Genomic DNA, 16,681 nt, shown 5'->3' on the forward strand with positions numbered 1-16,681 from the left:
TTACACCGTTCCGTATATTTATACCCATTTTTTCAAGTTGTTCATACTACCACAACTGACGTTTAAACTACAAGCTTGGAAAAATCGGCAAAACGCTTCAGTTCTGAGTCAATAGCAGCCAGCAATGCCAAACGATTATTACGAACAGCATCATCCTCCGCCATAACCATAACAGAATCAAAGAATGCCGTCACCGCAGGGGTAATGGATGAAGCAAGCGCTAACGCTCGTGTCGCATCACCTTCCTGTAAAGCTACGCTATAAGATTCATAAGCGCTAGACCATGCTTCGTAAAGCGTTTTTTCGCCTTGCTCCGTAAACTCACTCGTATTAACTAACTTATGCACTGCTTTAGCAGCCAGATTGCCTACACGATTAAAAGATTCAACTGTTGCTTTGAATACCTCACCTGTTTGTACGGCAGTCATTAATGCAGTTCCGCGGTTAACAACGGAAGCAACATCGTCATATCCAGCTGCAAGCACAGCATCCACAACGTCATAGCGAAGTGTCTCAGACAATAGTTTCTTCACCCGTAATCCGAAAAACTCATGTAATTCTTTACGTATTTCATCCGCGGAACGTTTCATATTTCCAAGGTTGCCGTGCACATCGAGCGCGATATTGAACACATCAGACAACGTAGCCGAAAGCTTACGATCCAACAAGATTTGCACAATACCTGCTGCCTGACGACGAAGCGCGTAAGGGTCCTGTGAACCTGTTGGAATAATACCGATGGAGAAGCATCCTGTAATGGTATCTATCTTGTCTGCGATACTTACAATCGCTCCAGCATTCGTTGAAGGAACCGTTTCTCCTGCATAACGCGGTTGGTAATGCTCAAACACCGCTCTCGCCACTTCTTCCTTCTCTCCAGCCTTACGAGCATAATCCTCACCCATCACACCTTGCAGTTCAGGGAACTCATATACCATTTGTGTTACCAGGTCAAATTTACAAATATCCGCTGCTCGACTAACCGATTCCTGTGTATCTGAGGAAACGTGAAGTTTCTCTGCCAAAGCATCAGCAATACGGCGAATCCGGCGCACTTTGTCTCCAACCGTTCCCAGCTCTTCGTGGAAAACGATACTTTCCAGTTTGGAGAGTGCATCTTTAATTTCCAGCTTCTGATCTTCTTCATAAAAGAATTTGGCATCAGACAGCCGCGCACGCAATACTTTTTCATTCCCTTTAGCAATGACTTCCAGCGATTGACTTCCTCCGTTACGTACCGTAACAAAGTATGGCAGTAGCTCTCCTGTGCGATCCAGCACTGGGAAATAGCGTTGATGTTCACGCATGGAAGTAATGAGTACATCCTTCGGAATGTTCAGGAACGCAGGATCAAAACCTCCGAACAGTACTGTTGGGGTTTCCACCAAATACAGCACTTCTTCCAGCAGATCATCCTTGACCGCAATCGTCCAATCTTTTTCGGCAGCCAGCGCTTCAATTTGCTTTACAATAAGCGTTTGACGTTCCTCAATGTCCACAATGACATGCTGCTTGCGAAGTACTTCAACATAGTCAGCTGGACTTGCTACAACGGCATCCTGTCCCAGGAAACGATGCCCTCTTGTCACATTTCCTGACTGCACGCCGGCAATCTCCAAATTAACAATATCGTTACCAAACAAGGCAATCAACCAGCGGATCGGACGAACAAATTTAAAGTCATAACTTGCCCAGCGCATGAATTTAGGGAATGTCATGGCATGTAAAATGTGCAATAAACCTTCGGACAGTACATCCGCTGTTGGTACACCTATGCTGCTCTTAGTGGCGTAAATATATTCCACGCCTCCAAGCTCCTTGAATGTGAACTGTTCAGGATCAACACCTTGGCTACGAGCAAAGCCTAGTGCAGCCTTGCTCCAGTTACCAGCTTCGTCGAGTGCGATTTTGCGGGAAGGACCTTTAACTTCTTCGTTAATATCTTCTTGCTTCTCCGCTACTTCCTTGACAAGTACCGCCAAACGGCGAGGTGTAGCATAAGCCTCTACAGCACCATAAGCAATACGCGAGCTGTCAAGCCACGCCGTCATACGCTGCTTCAACTGCTGAATCGCATTCGGGATAAAACGTGCAGGGACTTCTTCCAACCCGATCTCAAACAATAAATCCTTAGACATTTGCCGCACCTCCTTTCTTCAACAGCGGGAAGCCCAGCTTCTCGCGCTCCTCCAGATAGGTCGCAGCCACCTGACGCGCCAAATTACGTACTCGTATAATAAACCCAGTCCGTTCCGTCACGCTGATCGCTCCGCGAGCGTCCAGCAAGTTGAACGCATGAGAACATTTCAGCACATAATCATAGGCTGGAAATACAAGATGCTGCGCCATCGCTTTATTTGCCTCTTCTTCATACATATTAAAAAGAGTAAAGAGCATTTTGACGTCAGATACTTCGAACGTATACTTGGAATGCTCAAATTCAGGCTGGTGGAAAACATCACCGTACGTGATTCCATTGACCCACTCCAAATCGAACACATTCTCCTTGTCCTGGATGTAGGAAGCAAGACGCTCCATACCATACGTGATTTCTACGGCAACCGGACTGGCATCAATACCGCCCACTTGCTGGAAATACGTGAATTGAGTAATTTCCATACCGTCCAGCCATACTTCCCAACCTAAGCCCCACGCTCCCAACGTCGGTGCTTCCCAGTTGTCTTCAACGAAACGAATATCATGCTCCAGAGGGTTAATGCCCAAACGGCTCAAACTCTCCAAATACAATTCCTGAATGTTATCCGGTGAAGGCTTCAAAACTACTTGGAACTGATGATGCTGATACAGGCGATTCGGGTTCTCACCATAACGTCCGTCTGACGGACGACGAGAAGGCTCAACATAAGCTACATTCCACGGCTCAGGTCCGATCGAACGTAAATACGTCATTGGGTTCATCGTGCCTGCCCCTTTTTCCGTGTCATACGGCTGTACAATAATACAGTTGTGTTCAGCCCAAAATTGTTGCAGCGTTAAAATCATCTGCTGAAAATTCATTGGTACACGCTCCCTTTCTACTTCCCTCAAATGTTGGTGATTTCTTCTCATTAAGCTCGTATGTACAGGGCTATTTTATCCCAAAAGCCTTGCTAGAGACAGCAAAAAGCCCCCGCCTCTACGCCTGTACAGACGTAGGGACGAGAGCTGACTCCCGCGGTTCCACCCTACTTGATTGCGATCCTACATCACCAATCAGATCGTAATCCTCTTTTCCGTGTCCATTCAGATGCTCCCGAGTGCCTTGTTCACGAAGAATTCCCGCTGGGCTTACACCGTCCCCAACTCGCTAATTACAGAGAATACATCCCGCTACTTTCTCGTTCAATGCATCTGCTCCCGAAGGAGATATATAGTAGGATATTACACGTTTTCAGCAATACAGTCAAGAGAATAGGGCGTTTCACATATCGTACTTGTCGAGCTGATCCAAGAAGTTGCGGGATTTCAGCTTGACCTCCAACTGCATATCCATGAACTGACGCATGACATGTTTGATCTCCAGCTTAGTGGAGTCCTTCACGTCAATGTTGCCGAGCCGATTCAAATCCATTCTGGCGAACAAGCGCAGCAACTTCAATGTACGTGGAGTCACGCTCAATGCAGCTGGATCAAAATGCTTGTAGCTCCGACACAAAACTCCGCCTAGCCTCGGACTGACAAACATATCTTCATCAGCACATTGTTGACCACTTGAAATACATGCATCAAGCTGAGGAGCATATCCGGCCGCCTGCAATATTTTAAATTCATAAATACTCATGACGATCAGCGGATCTTTGCCACTCTCCAGCGCCTCCAAACATGCTTTTAGCTGCTTAAACCAGAACGCACCTGTTTCCTCATCCTGTAACACCCGATCGAGTAATTCACAAGCATAAGAAGCGTAAGCAGCCTTAGTAATATCCTCGCGTAATGTATGGTGGGATTGGATGATTTCACCGGCATTCAACGTGCCTAAGCCTGTGTTTCGAAAAAAAACGAATTCACCGTACGTAAACGGCTGCGTTAAAGCAGCGTGACGGCTTTTGGACTTTTTTGCACCTCTGACCAGCATGCCTGCTTTGCCTCCGCTTTCGGTGCAAAGCGTAATAATTTTGTTCCCCTCACCGTAATCCATGCTGCGGATGACGATTCCTTCCACCCTGTAAAGCATGCCTCTTCCCCCAAACATTCGCGAAGAAGCCAGTGGCTTGTACTATTCACGGGCTTCTTCATGCTCGTCCGACTCTCCCTCATCCGTGTCTTGCTCCCTTGTCACGGCGCTCTCCCGATATAACAGATACGCACCGACATCTCCAGTCATCGCAAAATACTTCCACGAAAAATCTCGCAATTGTATTCATCCTTTCTTCGGAAATGACGTTTGCATCTCAAAAATAGGATGATGCGAAGAGGGGAGAAGTATGCGATGAAATAAATGGATTGCGTTAAAAATGCTCCTTATTTCATCACTGGACGAAAAGGGTAAAAAAGAGCAAGAGTTAAGCGCCGCATATGCGCGGCGCTTTGAATGACCAGAAGACTGTTACTTATCTCAGTCATAGAGATCGGACGGCTTTTTTATGATGCTTACAACAACTATACATATTTATTTAATATCCATTTTTTTAGCCTCAATAAACCCTTGAACTAAAGTAACGTAGAATCGAATTCTGTTTTTAAGCGTCGCGATGAAAGCCAAGGTCACGAAGGACGCGGTCCTGGTTGCGCCAGTCTTTTTTTACCTTAACCCAAAGTTCCAGGAAAATCTTGGAGCCTAGCAGGTTTTGGATATCCTGGCGGGCCTGTTTGCCCACCTCTTTGAGCATGGCTCCCTGTTTGCCGATAATGATCCCCTTCTGGGAGTCACGCTCTACAAAAATAACAGCCATAATATGCACTACACCATTATCCTGCACTTTCATGTCTTCAATCATAACGGCAATAGAATGGGGTACTTCCTCACGTGTCATATGCAGAATTTTTTCCCGAACCAGCTCGGCAATAACAAACTGTTCTGGATGATCGGTAATTTGATCATCCGGATAATATTGCGGACCTTCTGGCAAGTATTTTTGCACCTGCTCCAGCAGGGTGTTTACATTGTTGCCCATTTTGGCCGAGATCGGTACGATTTCTGCAAAGTCATACAACTTGCGATACTGCTCAATCAGGGGCAACAACGCTTCCGGCTCAATGCGATCAATTTTATTCAGCACCAAGATAACTGGCGTTTTTACTTGTTTAAGCTGTTCCGCAATAAAACGGTCGCCACCGCCCAGGCCTTCAGCAGCGTCAATAAGAAAAAGTACCGCTTCTACTTCACCCAACGTATTAAAAGCAGTCTGATTCATGTAATCGCCTAATTTTGACTGGCGCTTATGAATCCCGGGTGTATCCAAAAATACAATTTGCGTGTCCTCCGTAGTAAATACGCCGTGAATTTTGTTGCGTGTAGTTTGCGGCTTGTCTGACATAATGGCGATCTTCTGCCCAATGACGTGGTTCATCAGTGTTGATTTTCCGACATTGGGTCTGCCAACAATTGCGACAAAGCCTGATTTAAAGTGTTTCTTAGCCATTTCATTTCCTCCAGCGCGATTAAGCACCTATTTTATTTTGGTTTTTCCATTAAAACAGCGAACTAATTAACGTCAACATAGGCCTATAAAACACAAATATACCAATAATTACAGCAAAAACCGCTGCCAGGAGCACGGCTCCGGCGGCGGTGTCTTTAGCCGCTTTGGCCAGCGGATGAATATCAGGTGAGATGAGATCCACCGCTGCTTCAACAGCGGTGTTGAACAGTTCGGCTACAATGACTATAGCGATAGCCACGCAGACGAATAACCAGTCGAGCCGGGAGATGTGCAGAGTTAAGCCTGCTACAATGACAAGGAGCGCCACGGCCACATGTATCCGCATATTTACTTGCGTACGCAGAGCATACATCACGCCTTCTGCCGCATAGCGAAAGGTCATTCTCCAAGGCTGACGTCTCATTACCTTGTCAACCCCGCTTGAGCCAGTACAGCTTCCTGTTTGCCCATCATTTCAGCTTCACTCACATCATCCTGATGATCATAGCCTAACAGATGCAGAAAGCCGTGAACAAACAAAAAACCGATTTCACGCTCAATGGAATGTCCGTATTCTTCGCTCTGAGCTTGCGCTGTCTGTACAGAGATTATAATATCCCCCAGAACATCCGGTACATCATTCAATGAATTTTCTTCATTCGGTTCGTAAATAATTTCAAGCTCTTCATCCAGTGTCTCCTTCATAGCAAAAGACAACACATCGGTGGGACGATCAATTCCCCGATAGTCCCTGTTCAACTCATGAATTTGCTCATCATTAACGAAGGTAAGGGCTACCTCACCGTCTGTGACTCCTTCCACTCTGCCTGCCTCCTCTAATAAGGTGTTCAGCAGCGTAATTAAAGATTCGTTAATTACCATATCGTTTTGTTCATTATTCCAAGCTAATTGAAGGCCCATGCCAACCGCTCCTTTTAATTCTAGTGCTCTACCCGTGCTTCATGCACAAGTTATATTAAGCTTTTCCGTTTTCAGACTTGGGCCTTTCCTCTGGATACTCAATACGGGAATGGAAAATCCCCATTACTGTTTCCTTGAGGGTTTGAGCCACGATATCAAGCTCCCGCATGGTCAGCTCGCAGTCGTTAAATTGGTGATCATCAAGACGGCTCTTAATAATTTTCTCAATCATGGATTCAACCTGTTCCACCGTCGGCTTCCGTAAGGAACGAACTGCTGCCTCCACACTATCAGCAATTCCCACCACAGCAGACTCTTTAGACTGAGCCTTCGGTCCCGGATAACGGAAATCATCCTCCGTGAAGTCAGGCTCCACCCCCCGCTCTTCAGCCTCACGCAACGCCTTGTGATAAAAATAGTGTAAGAATGTCGTTCCGTGGTGCTGCTCGGCAATATCGCGAATTGGCTTGGGTAGCTTGTAATCCAATTGCATTTCCACGCCGTCACGAGCATGGGCGATAATGATGGATTTGCTAAGCTTGGGCTCTATTGAATCATGTGGATTTTCCAACCCATTTTGATTTTCAATGAAGTACGAAGGCCTCTTGGTTTTACCAATATCATGATAATACGAACCAACCCGGCACAACAAGCCGTTTGCTCCTATAGCCTCCGCTGCGGCCTCTGACAGATTACCCACCATTACACTATGATGATACGTTCCCGGTGTCTCCGTAAGCAGCTTGCGGAGCAATGGATGGTTGGGATTCGACAGCTCAACAAGCTTCAGTGCCGACAAGATACCAAAAGTAGACTCAAAAAATGGCATTAGCCCAATAACAAGTATTGCTGTTATCAGACCGCCTGCAAAAGCAAAAGCTACCCCATAGAGCGTCGTCGTTTGAGTCCAATTCCCTTGGTCAATCAGTGCCAGAGAAAAAACAGACAGGGCACCGAACAGGCATACCATAATCGCCCCTTTGAACAGTGTTGAACGCTGGCTGGCTCGATGGGTAGAGAAAATCGCTGCCAGACAGACCACAATAGCAAAAAAACCAAAATTAAAGTCAAAAATTTGTCCCTGACGGACATTCAAAATAACACTTGCCAATATACTGAATATAACGGCACATACAAAAGCCAACGACATATCAAGCAACAGCGTTACGAGCATAGCTCCAAGCGCGATAGGCGCCAGATAGCCAAGATAGGAACGTTCACTGTTCTGCAGTATGGAAATTAACATCATTGCTCCTACTGTAATCACAAAGATTAATACTAGCATAAGCAACTGCGCATTATTATACTTGAAGTTTCGTGTTCGTGATTGAAATTGACGAATATACATAAACAGGCCCAACGCCAGCATCATAGACAACATCAGCAGCCCAAATTGTGGCCAATAATTGATTTTATCCTTGAGCAATTCATTTTCATCAAGCAGTGTATAGATTTCCTGGGTAATAATCTCACCCTTCTTGACGAGTACTTCACCCTGTTTAATGTAAACTGTCGGTGTATCTTCACGAGCCTGTACCTTGGCGTCCTTCGTAGCTGTATCATCATAGAACTTGTTGGCGGTAATCACAAGCCTTGCAAGTTCCTGAACAACCTCCCGTGAAGTACGCTTAGTAAGCGAGCTTGTACTAACCCGCTCAGCTACTTTCGCTCGGGCTGTCTGAGCATCCGTAATTTGATCATTCATCAACCCTGTCACAATCTCACGGGCAACAGGCCGCATTTCAGCAATATCCTCAGATGTAAGGCGCGGAATTTTAATGAATGTCTCCTCTGGAATCCGGTACGTTTGCTCTTTCGTTTTTTCCAGCACTTCATCCAGCAGCTTATCTGGGTAGGCATCCGCATTACGGCTGTTATTCACAAAATTTTGCACAAATTCCCGTGCACGTTGCGGAATCTCATCCTTATAAATCGAAATCTTATCTGCTCTGGAAACCTGATCATCCTGATTGAGCCGTTCAATTCGATCCAAAATACCAGTAATCAGGTTATCGTTGCGAACGGGCACAATGGTATACATGGGCTGCACACGTTCAGCTGATTCCTCTTGAGCCTTCAAAGTCGCCTTACTGTTAGGAAGCTGCATCGGGGCGACAATTTCCTTTTCACTCGGTTGATTTACCCGAATATCATAACGCTCGGGAAGCAGCTTGGACGCAAAGCCTACATAAAAAAGAACCACCAAAAATAAAAACAGAAGATAGCGTGTCGCCACGCTATACTTCCATCCATTCATTCTATGCTGGAACGTTTTCCCTTTAGATAATTCCTTCGAGATCATCTAAAACAATCCCTCTCCATCATCTTTTTCAAGGCAGCTACACTGCTCATTTTATACTTTTTTCTGTTCGTACACACCATACTTGTACTTGAATGGCTATCCTTGATTCTCGGCAACACGGTCATAAGCAACAATGATTTTTTGAACGAGGGAATGACGGACCACATCCTCTTCTGCAAACTGGACAAAGCCTATTTCCTCAATCCCTTGTAAAATCGCATTCGCTTCAATCAGACCGGATTTTTTGCCGCGAGGCAAATCAATTTGCGTGACATCGCCGGTAATTACCATTTTGGAGCCGAAGCCAAGTCGAGTCAAAAACATTTTCATTTGCTCGGGTGTGGTGTTTTGCGCTTCGTCCAAAATAATAAATGAATCATCCAGCGTACGTCCCCGCATATAAGCCAAAGGAGCAATTTCTATTAACCCGCGCTCCAGTGCCTTTGCAGTCTGCTCTGGGCCCATCACATCGTATAGGGCATCATACAATGGGCGTAAATACGGATCAACCTTTTCCTGTAAATCCCCTGGTAAAAAACCTAAATTTTCACCTGCTTCCACCGCAGGGCGAGTCAGTACAATGCGCTTGACTGAACCTTCCTTCAGGGCAGCTACGGCCAGCACTACAGCCAGATAGGTTTTACCAGTACCCGCCGGGCCAATTCCAAATACAATATCGCGTTTCTTAATCGTGGTTACATAGTGCTTTTGTCCAATCGTTTTGACGCGAATCGGTTTACCCCGAAACGTCGTCGTAATTTCACCCTTGAACAAATCGAGCAGCTGATCAGCGCGCAAATCTTTGGCCAATTCAATCGCATAATGGACATCCCTTTCGGTCAGTATATACCCATTGCGAATTAACTGGAGTAATACATCGAACAATTGTTCGAGCACTTCCACCTCGTTTGCATTACCAAAAACATTAACTTCTGCCTCACGAGATGCTATTTTTGCTGGAATAGCGGCTTCGATTAATTTTAAAAAGGAATCCTGCGGGCCAAATAACGCCTGTCCTTCTCCCGCATTGTTCAATGCAATTTGTATGCTGCGTTGTTGTTCTGCCAAATAGCCTCATTCTCCTTGGTTATGAACTAACGGAAGTTCTTCCGCAATATCCTGCTCCACTTCAAAAAGCACTTTCATATAAACTTTACCATTCTCTCTCTTCTCATGCAAAATTTTTTGGCTTATTATTTTCGTTCCTTTGCCGTATTTAGCTAAAATATCAGCTCGCGCGCCTTCTATTCCTGACATTTTCGCTTCTGCTTCCGTAAGCTTCTGCTCTTGTATCTTTGTCTCCCTCACACTTTCGGTCATCCAACCCATCGGAAGTTTGTAGGAACGCCATGTTAGCGGATCATGTTCAACTGTTGTTTTATGTGTAGAATAAGGTATTTTCCCATATCCCCACAATTGTATTGCACGGTTGCCTAACACCAGATACAAGCGGTCGTGACTGGTACCTGTATACGTGCTGCTGCGTTGCACCGTGGGACTGCTAATTTCGTATTCATGCCATACAAGACCCTTAACCTCTCCTTTGGCTACGACCTGCTGCTGATTCTCCTCATCTCCAAGCGTTCCCGAGATGAGGATGGCTCCTTTTTTGACACGCGTATTTTTATGCACGACAGGACGACCCTGCTCGGCAAAAATTTCAGTGACTACCGCGTCTGCCTTACTGATGATATGACGTGGGCTGTAGAGCGGCGCAGGGGTAGGCTGTGAAGCTTCAACAACCTGAATCGTCACCAAAGTACCCTGTTTTTCCACACCGATCCAGGATGCCTCTGGAAGCTTCTGCATGAGCGCACGGGAAAGCTTGTCTTGACTGGAAAGACGAAAGCTCCATTGAAACGGATACAGCCCCTCCTGTCGGGCGGCTTTGAGAACGGATTCCGTCGAGAGCTTATCATTCCCCTTCACTTCAATGTCCCAGATAAGCGAAGACATCAGCAGGAGACCTACCCAGAACAAAGCCAATCCAGCCAGAAAAAATTTACGTTTGGCAAGTCGTATAACAATAAAGGGAAGCCCTTGCCGCTTCAGAACATGCATTTTACAGCCTGTCCTTCTCAAAAGCGGGCGTAGGAGGAAGACGTGCGGCAGCAGAAGGTTCATTTCTGCATGTCTAGTACCCATCGGCCGCACGTTCCAAACAGGTATATGTTGATCGGTGAGTAAATTAATGAAATCTTCCACACTTTCGCCCTTGACAGCAAGGGTAACCGTGCCATGCAGCTTTGCTAAAGCAGGATGTTTCACGAGCCTTCCTCCGTTCCTTCCATTTGGATATCCGTTATATGTCCCTCCACACTTACCTGCTCTGGCAGAATAGACGTAATGACTAGATCATGGCCGGACACCCTCAGCCTGCCTTGCGCAAGTGCAAGTACGAGCTGATCCGGCGTGAAATCCACCACGCCCCGGTGATTCTCCACATAAAGCTGGCGGCTGCCGATGAGGGTTAACCGCGGCAAGTCAAATAGAATGTCCTGCGGAAGCTCCAGCGTCTCGCTGGCCCACTTTCGCAGTTTGCGGCTCATCCTGCTCATACGGCGAAATCTCCTTTCCCGTCATCAAAACATCTGTTATCCAATGGCTCATAGTTGTTTTGATGACAGCACGCTGCTATTTTTCCATCTTCTGTTATTGCCATTCGGACCCATAGATGTTTCATGGCAGCTACGCTGCTGGCTTTTCATCGTATATTCTTATTATCAGTGAACACCATTACACCAGCGCCACAGATATCTGTTCTGTACATTTTATGATCCAGTCCCCGCATTTATGAGGCTAAACTTACAATTCGTAGCTGCTACTATATTGCAGAGGCAAAAGATGGGTTCTTTCAAAATTCACAACCAAAAAAGCCAACCTCGTTTTCATATGGAAAACAAGGTTGGCTTTTTTGATTTTCATTATATGACACGGTTATTTCTCGGTATCTCGATTCAAAAGAGAGTTTTTTCTAGAGTATAAGAAGTAAACAGCCATACCAATGACAAGCCAAATCATAAAGCGAATAAATGTCTGACCATTCAAATTAAGAATGAGCACCCCACATGAAACGATAGCCAGGATTGGAATATACGGAACTCCAGGACATCGGAAGGCCCTTGGCAAATCAGGTTGTGTTTTTCTCATAACGATGACGGCGATCGAAATCAGAATAAATGCTGACAGGGTTCCAATGTTCACCAAACTAGCTAACTCATCTAGCGGGATCAGCCCACCCATTAATGCAGATAAAGTACCGAAAAACAACGTGTTAATGTAGGGCGTTTTATATTTGGAATGAACCTTGGATAATACTTTGGGGACTAAGCCGTCACGTGACATAGCAAACATAATGCGAGTTTGACCATAGAGCATAACCAGCATGACCGTTGTCATTCCTAAGATAGCTCCTATATCTATAATACCTGCAACCCAGTTCTGACCCGCAACCTGCAATACCAATGACACAGGGTGAGAGATACCTTCAAATTGCATAAACGGTACTATACCAGTCATAATCGCGCTAACTACGACATACAAAAATGTACAAACAACAAGTGAGAAAATAATGCCTCTCGGTAAATCACGAGCGGGATTTTTGGTTTCTTCAGCTGCTGATGAAACAGCATCAAAACCAATAAAAGCAAAAAACACAAGAGCTGCGGCTCCAAACACACCATTGAACCCAAACGGTATAAACGGTGTCCAGTTATCTGGCTTCACATATTTAAAAGCAACGATGATAAACAATAAAATAACAACAATTTTTATGATTACCATGATGTTGTTTATCCGTTTTGATTCTTTTATCCCAAAATAAAGCAAGAACGTGATACCCATCAAAATTAAAAAAGCTGGGAGATTAAAATAAGTCATTTGGTCTTTTAAAGCCCCAGGTGCAGCAGTGAATTCAAGCGGAATGTGAAGGCCAATTCCATTCAAAAATGATACAAAGTAACCCGACCAACCTGCGGAAACGGCGCTGGCTGCCAGCATGTATTCCAAAATTAAATCCCATCCAATAATAAAGGCCAATAGTTCCCCCATCGTTGCATATGTAAAAGTGTAAACAGAACCGGATACTGGAACGGTGGATGCAAACTCCGCATAAGCCAATGCTGCGAATAAACAGGCGAGTCCCGCAATCACAAAAGAAAGAACCAAGCCTGGACCAGCTGTAACTGCTCCCGTACCTGTCAACACAAAAATCCCCGTCCCAATAATGGCTCCGATTCCAAGCATCGTTAAATCAAACGCACCCAGTTCCCTTTTGAGTGCTTTTTCCCCCCGCGTAGCAGCAATCAACTGATCAATGTTCTTCTTTCTGAACAAGCTATTCCCCATCCATTCCATCCTCCTAAAAATTAATTTTTCATTTTTATAATCTTGTTTATCACCTCAATTTAAATCAAATTTTAGCTAAATATGGAGTAAATTTTCATAAGTATCTATCATTGAGAACATTATATATAAAAAAGAAAAAATGAAAACTGCTTTCGGAAAGCCTCATTCATATTGTTACATTTGATCATTTTTCACGAATATATTTTCATAAATGAGGCCCTAAATTAGACAAAATGCCACCATTTTAGATGACAGCAAATGTTAGAAACCTAGGGCACACAAGAGATTATCACATCCGTTGTCAGGTAATTAGAGATTTGTCGTTAATTCACTTTTTATTCTGAGCATGCTTATGTATTCCTAAAGCATCACAAAAAAAAGACCCGCCACAGCCAAAGCCGTGACGGATCCACTATCATTTTAACGTCTTCCTCCACCCATGTAGCGCTTGGAACGCGGAGGACCTAATATTTCTGCCCAAATCACACCTCTGCGCAGATCAGCCGTATCCACCGTATTACGGTCTTGCGAAGCTATCTCTGGCGCATCTGTAATTTCCCCTGACTCCCTCGCGTTGGATATACGATCGAGACGGGCTAAAACCAATCTGCGTTCTTCTTCCATAGCACGGATCCGATCCTCTAGAGTCGAACCGTTATCCAATGAATCCCGGTCCATCCGTTCTTCCGTTTCCGACCGATCGCCCACTTCTTCTATACGACGAGCTTCCATAACCGCCCGTCGTTCATTAGGAAATTGACGTTGCAACTCACCAGCAACATCCTGCTGGCGCTGCTCTTGCCCATGTTCCGTTGTGAAGGGTCTGGATGACGTCGAGGGCCCGCGAGAACCATGATCACCCCCAAAGGTAGGCATACCTTTTCGCGGCGGTGATTTCCGCCCTGTACCTTGGATGCTTTTCCCCAAGAAGGACACCAAAGCAAAGCCAATCACGATCAGGATATACAAATGTTCAAAGATCCAGCTGATAAAGTTCATTACTCACCACCTAGCTGCCGTAATTCATCGGCTATGTCCCGTTATTAATCCCGGTTCTTGTTGTCATTCCCCGAGTTCTCATTCGGTTTGCCTAAGGAGCTACGCATTTGCGTATCTGCCTCAATATTTTTCAAATTCATATAGTCCATGACGCCAAGCTTCCCGCCACGCAGCGCTTCAGCCATTGCCAGCGGCACTTCGGACTCGGATTCCACCACGCGTGCTCTCATTTCTACAACACGTGCCTTCATTTCCTGCTCCTGCGCTACAGCCATCGCACGCCGCTCTTCCGCTTTTGCCTGCGCAATACGTTTGTCCGCTTCCGCCTGCTCTGTTTGTAGAAAAGCACCGATATTTTTACCTACATCAACGTCCGCAATATCAATGGACAAGATTTCAAATGCTGTCCCGGCATCCAAACCTTTGGACAATACAGTTCTTGAAATTGAATCTGGATTCTCCAATACGTCCTTATGCGAGTTACTGGAACCTACGGTTGTAACAATACCTTCACCGACCCGTGCAATAATCGTTTCTTCTCCGGCACCCCCAACAAGTCGATCAATGTTGGCACGCACCGTAACACGAGCTTTAACCTTTACTTCGATACCATCCTTGGCGACCGCAGCCACAATAGGTGTCTCAATAACACGCGGATTAACGCTCATTTGGACCGCTTGCAGAACATCCCGTCCCGCAAGGTCAATCGCTGCCGCACGTTCAAACTCAAGCGGAATGTTAGCTCGCTGCGCAGCAATCAACGCATTGATCACTCGGTCTACATTCCCTCCTGCGAGAAAATGGCTTTCCAGCTGGTTGATGTTTAAGCCCAGACCCGCCTTGGTTGCCTTAATGAGCGGATTGACAATTCGGCTTGGCGTGACGCGCCGTAACCGCATAGCTACCAGCGTAATGATGCCAATACGCACACCCGAAGCCAATGCTGAAATCCACAGCATCACCGGGAAGAAACTGAAAAATACGCTTAATACAATAATCACTACAACGGCAATCAGCAAAACGCTGACAATACCCGATTCGAACACTCGCATCATCCTCCATTAATCTAATTCTTTGTTGTTTACTTATTTAGACGCTAGTGTCTGCCTTGACCACAATACGCCCACCTTCTACTTTGGATACTATAATCGGCATATCTGTAGCAATAAACTCGCCGTTCGTTACAACATCGACTCGCTCATCAGCGATCAGCACCGTTCCGGCTGGACGAAGTGGTGTCAGACTGACACCCCGTTGACCTAATAGCATTTCCCGGTTCACAACTGAAGAAAAACCTTGGTCAGCCGTTAAACTTTCTTTAAGTATAAAACGGTTCCATATCCCTCGGTCCTTGAATACAACCGCAATGATCGCCACCACGGCAACCGCAGCTGCAAAGGCAATGCCCAAAGATATAAACGCGTGCTGCATGTTGTATGCTGCGCGAACAACTCCGGCGACAAGACTGACTGAACCCAAAATGCCCAAAACACCAAAGCTTGGGATGAACATTTCAAGGATAAGCAGAGCCAGACCGATAATAAACAACAACCACGTCTCCGAACCTGCAAAACCAGCGATATAATTGCCGAAAAAATACAACCCAAATCCGAGTATGCCCAAAATTCCCGGTACACCAAAACCAGGTACGAGCAGCTCAATAACGATACCCGCGATACCGATAAATAAAAGCAACGTCTGCACAATTGGGTTGGTCAATATCTCGGCTGCTTTTTCAGCCCATGTTCGCTCCACATGAATTACATCATCCATGCTGTAACCCATCCACTGGATAACTTCTTGTTCGGAAGACGCGATGTGATCCGCATAACCCAACTTCAGCGCTTCCTCACTGGTTAAAGAAATGATCTGACCATTTTCCTTATTAAAGTTCATCTCTGGAATAGATATGGTCGTTTTAGAGTCAACCATACCTCTGGCAATATCCGGATTACGTCCGCCAGCTTCTGCGGCAGATGCCATGCTACTCTTCCACCAGGCTATCGTTTTTGGATCTGTGATAGCCTGCCCCCTGCCGTCTACTAACGCTGCTGCTCCGATAATACTCCCCGGTTTCATAACAATCTTGTTTGCGCTCAACGCAATATAGCTACCCGCTGAGGCCGCTTCGCCCCTTATATAGGCTACGGTCGGAATTGGACTGTCTTTAATCAGTTTGCCCAGCTTCTCCGCTGTATCTACCCGTCCACCGGGAGTGTTAATATCCAGTAAAATCAGACCTGCTTTGAAATCTGCTGCTTCTGCAAATCCACGTTCCATAAATTTGCCCAGACCTTGCTCAATCTCCTGATCAACTGGTATAACAAACACAGCTCCACCTTTAGTTTGGGCCGCCGCTGATTCAGAATGAACTAAGGGTAACAGCAAAACGGATACCATAATCCACAACGTTAAAAAGATCAATTTGCGACTGGAGTGGTGATGTTCTCTATGCATTTCTCTCCCCCCTTTCGATCTTTCTATGTTACAGCATACCAAACTTTGTTAGACAAACTATACAGTTTTCAGG

Annotated in this window: 15 protein-coding genes; all 15 read right to left on the reverse strand. The window is 45.6% G+C overall.

Annotated elements, in window-relative coordinates:
* Positions 1 to 62: 62 nt before the first annotated feature.
* The 15 genes from glyS to AOU00_RS04215 all read right to left on the reverse strand — a co-directional run bounded on the left by glyS (position 63) and on the right by AOU00_RS04215 (position 16,608).
* Positions 63 to 2,138, reverse strand: coding sequence for a glycine--tRNA ligase subunit beta (gene glyS, locus AOU00_RS04150; protein ID WP_069290002.1), 2,076 nt, complete (start codon positions 2,136 to 2,138; stop codon positions 63 to 65).
* Positions 2,131 to 3,018, reverse strand: coding sequence for a glycine--tRNA ligase subunit alpha (gene glyQ / locus AOU00_RS04155; RefSeq protein ID WP_023989480.1), 888 nt, complete (start codon positions 3,016 to 3,018; stop codon positions 2,131 to 2,133). Before glyQ ends, glyS begins: the two co-directional genes overlap by 8 nt.
* A gap of 403 nt (positions 3,019 to 3,421) precedes the next feature.
* Positions 3,422 to 4,174, reverse strand: coding sequence for a DNA repair protein RecO (recO, locus tag AOU00_RS04160; RefSeq protein ID WP_069290003.1), 753 nt, complete (start codon positions 4,172 to 4,174; stop codon positions 3,422 to 3,424).
* Between the two features lie 42 nt (positions 4,175 to 4,216).
* Positions 4,217 to 4,354 carry a YqzL family protein gene (locus AOU00_RS25625; protein WP_013372137.1) on the reverse strand — a complete coding sequence of 46 codons (138 nt, stop codon included), beginning with the start codon at positions 4,352 to 4,354 and terminating at the stop codon, positions 4,217 to 4,219.
* 325 nt (positions 4,355 to 4,679) lie between these two features.
* Positions 4,680 to 5,582: a GTPase Era gene (gene era / locus AOU00_RS04165; RefSeq protein ID WP_039272276.1), complete on the reverse strand. Its 903-nt coding sequence runs from the start codon at positions 5,580 to 5,582 to the stop codon at positions 4,680 to 4,682.
* Between the two features lie 49 nt (positions 5,583 to 5,631).
* On the reverse strand, positions 5,632 to 6,006 hold the full coding sequence (locus tag AOU00_RS04170) for a diacylglycerol kinase family protein (protein ID WP_025722122.1): 375 nt from the start codon (positions 6,004 to 6,006) through the stop codon (positions 5,632 to 5,634).
* A complete protein-coding gene (gene ybeY / locus AOU00_RS04175) occupies positions 6,006 to 6,503 on the reverse strand; it encodes an rRNA maturation RNase YbeY (protein ID WP_025722123.1) in 498 nt (165 codons plus the stop codon). The genes AOU00_RS04170 and ybeY overlap by 1 nt, the downstream gene beginning before the upstream one ends.
* A 55-nt stretch (positions 6,504 to 6,558) precedes the next feature.
* Positions 6,559 to 8,805: an HD family phosphohydrolase gene (locus tag AOU00_RS04180; protein WP_069290004.1), complete on the reverse strand. Its 2,247-nt coding sequence runs from the start codon at positions 8,803 to 8,805 to the stop codon at positions 6,559 to 6,561.
* Positions 8,806 to 8,901: 96 nt separating this feature from the next.
* Positions 8,902 to 9,873 (reverse strand): PhoH family protein, encoded by a 972-nt coding sequence (locus AOU00_RS04185; protein ID WP_069290005.1) that lies wholly within the window; start codon positions 9,871 to 9,873, stop codon positions 8,902 to 8,904.
* A gap of 6 nt (positions 9,874 to 9,879) precedes the next feature.
* Positions 9,880 to 11,073 carry a sporulation protein YqfD gene (yqfD, locus tag AOU00_RS04190; protein WP_069290006.1) on the reverse strand — a complete coding sequence of 398 codons (1,194 nt, stop codon included), beginning with the start codon at positions 11,071 to 11,073 and terminating at the stop codon, positions 9,880 to 9,882.
* Positions 11,070 to 11,363 (reverse strand): sporulation protein YqfC, encoded by a 294-nt coding sequence (gene yqfC / locus AOU00_RS04195; RefSeq protein WP_029517796.1) that lies wholly within the window; start codon positions 11,361 to 11,363, stop codon positions 11,070 to 11,072. Before yqfC ends, yqfD begins: the two co-directional genes overlap by 4 nt.
* 379 nt (positions 11,364 to 11,742) lie before the next feature.
* On the reverse strand, positions 11,743 to 13,152 hold the full coding sequence (locus tag AOU00_RS04200) for a branched-chain amino acid transporter BcaP (protein ID WP_069290007.1): 1,410 nt from the start codon (positions 13,150 to 13,152) through the stop codon (positions 11,743 to 11,745).
* Positions 13,153 to 13,572: 420 nt separating this feature from the next.
* Positions 13,573 to 14,151 carry a hypothetical protein gene (locus AOU00_RS04205; protein ID WP_069290008.1) on the reverse strand — a complete coding sequence of 193 codons (579 nt, stop codon included), beginning with the start codon at positions 14,149 to 14,151 and terminating at the stop codon, positions 13,573 to 13,575.
* 44 nt (positions 14,152 to 14,195) lie between these two features.
* The gene (floA, locus tag AOU00_RS04210) at positions 14,196 to 15,197 is read right to left on the reverse strand and encodes a flotillin-like protein FloA (protein WP_039272282.1); all 1,002 of its coding nucleotides are present in this window, start codon (positions 15,195 to 15,197) and stop codon (positions 14,196 to 14,198) included.
* Positions 15,198 to 15,240: 43 nt separating this feature from the next.
* A complete protein-coding gene (locus tag AOU00_RS04215) occupies positions 15,241 to 16,608 on the reverse strand; it encodes an NfeD family protein (RefSeq protein WP_039272283.1) in 1,368 nt (455 codons plus the stop codon).
* Positions 16,609 to 16,681 lie beyond the last annotated feature (73 nt).

Origin of the sequence: Paenibacillus polymyxa (genome assembly GCF_001719045.1) — a bacterium.
Classification (GTDB): Bacteria; Bacillota; Bacilli; order Paenibacillales; family Paenibacillaceae; genus Paenibacillus; species Paenibacillus polymyxa_B.

Coding starts and splice junctions, on each gene's coding strand:
- AOU00_RS04200 (WP_069290007.1), bottom strand. CDS start 13,152: ATGGGGAATAGCTTGTTCAGAAAGAAGAACATTGATCAGTTGATTGCT.
- ybeY (WP_025722123.1), bottom strand. CDS start 6,503: ATGGGCCTTCAATTAGCTTGGAATAATGAACAAAACGATATGGTAATT.
- glyQ (WP_023989480.1), bottom strand. CDS start 3,018: ATGAATTTTCAGCAGATGATTTTAACGCTGCAACAATTTTGGGCTGAA.
- AOU00_RS04180 (WP_069290004.1), bottom strand. CDS start 8,805: ATGATCTCGAAGGAATTATCTAAAGGGAAAACGTTCCAGCATAGAATG.
- era (WP_039272276.1), bottom strand. CDS start 5,582: ATGGCTAAGAAACACTTTAAATCAGGCTTTGTCGCAATTGTTGGCAGA.
- AOU00_RS04205 (WP_069290008.1), bottom strand. CDS start 14,151: ATGAACTTTATCAGCTGGATCTTTGAACATTTGTATATCCTGATCGTG.
- AOU00_RS04215 (WP_039272283.1), bottom strand. CDS start 16,608: ATGCATAGAGAACATCACCACTCCAGTCGCAAATTGATCTTTTTAACG.
- glyS (WP_069290002.1), bottom strand. CDS start 2,138: ATGTCTAAGGATTTATTGTTTGAGATCGGGTTGGAAGAAGTCCCTGCA.
- AOU00_RS04170 (WP_025722122.1), bottom strand. CDS start 6,006: ATGAGACGTCAGCCTTGGAGAATGACCTTTCGCTATGCGGCAGAAGGC.
- recO (WP_069290003.1), bottom strand. CDS start 4,174: ATGCTTTACAGGGTGGAAGGAATCGTCATCCGCAGCATGGATTACGGT.
- yqfC (WP_029517796.1), bottom strand. CDS start 11,363: ATGAGCAGGATGAGCCGCAAACTGCGAAAGTGGGCCAGCGAGACGCTG.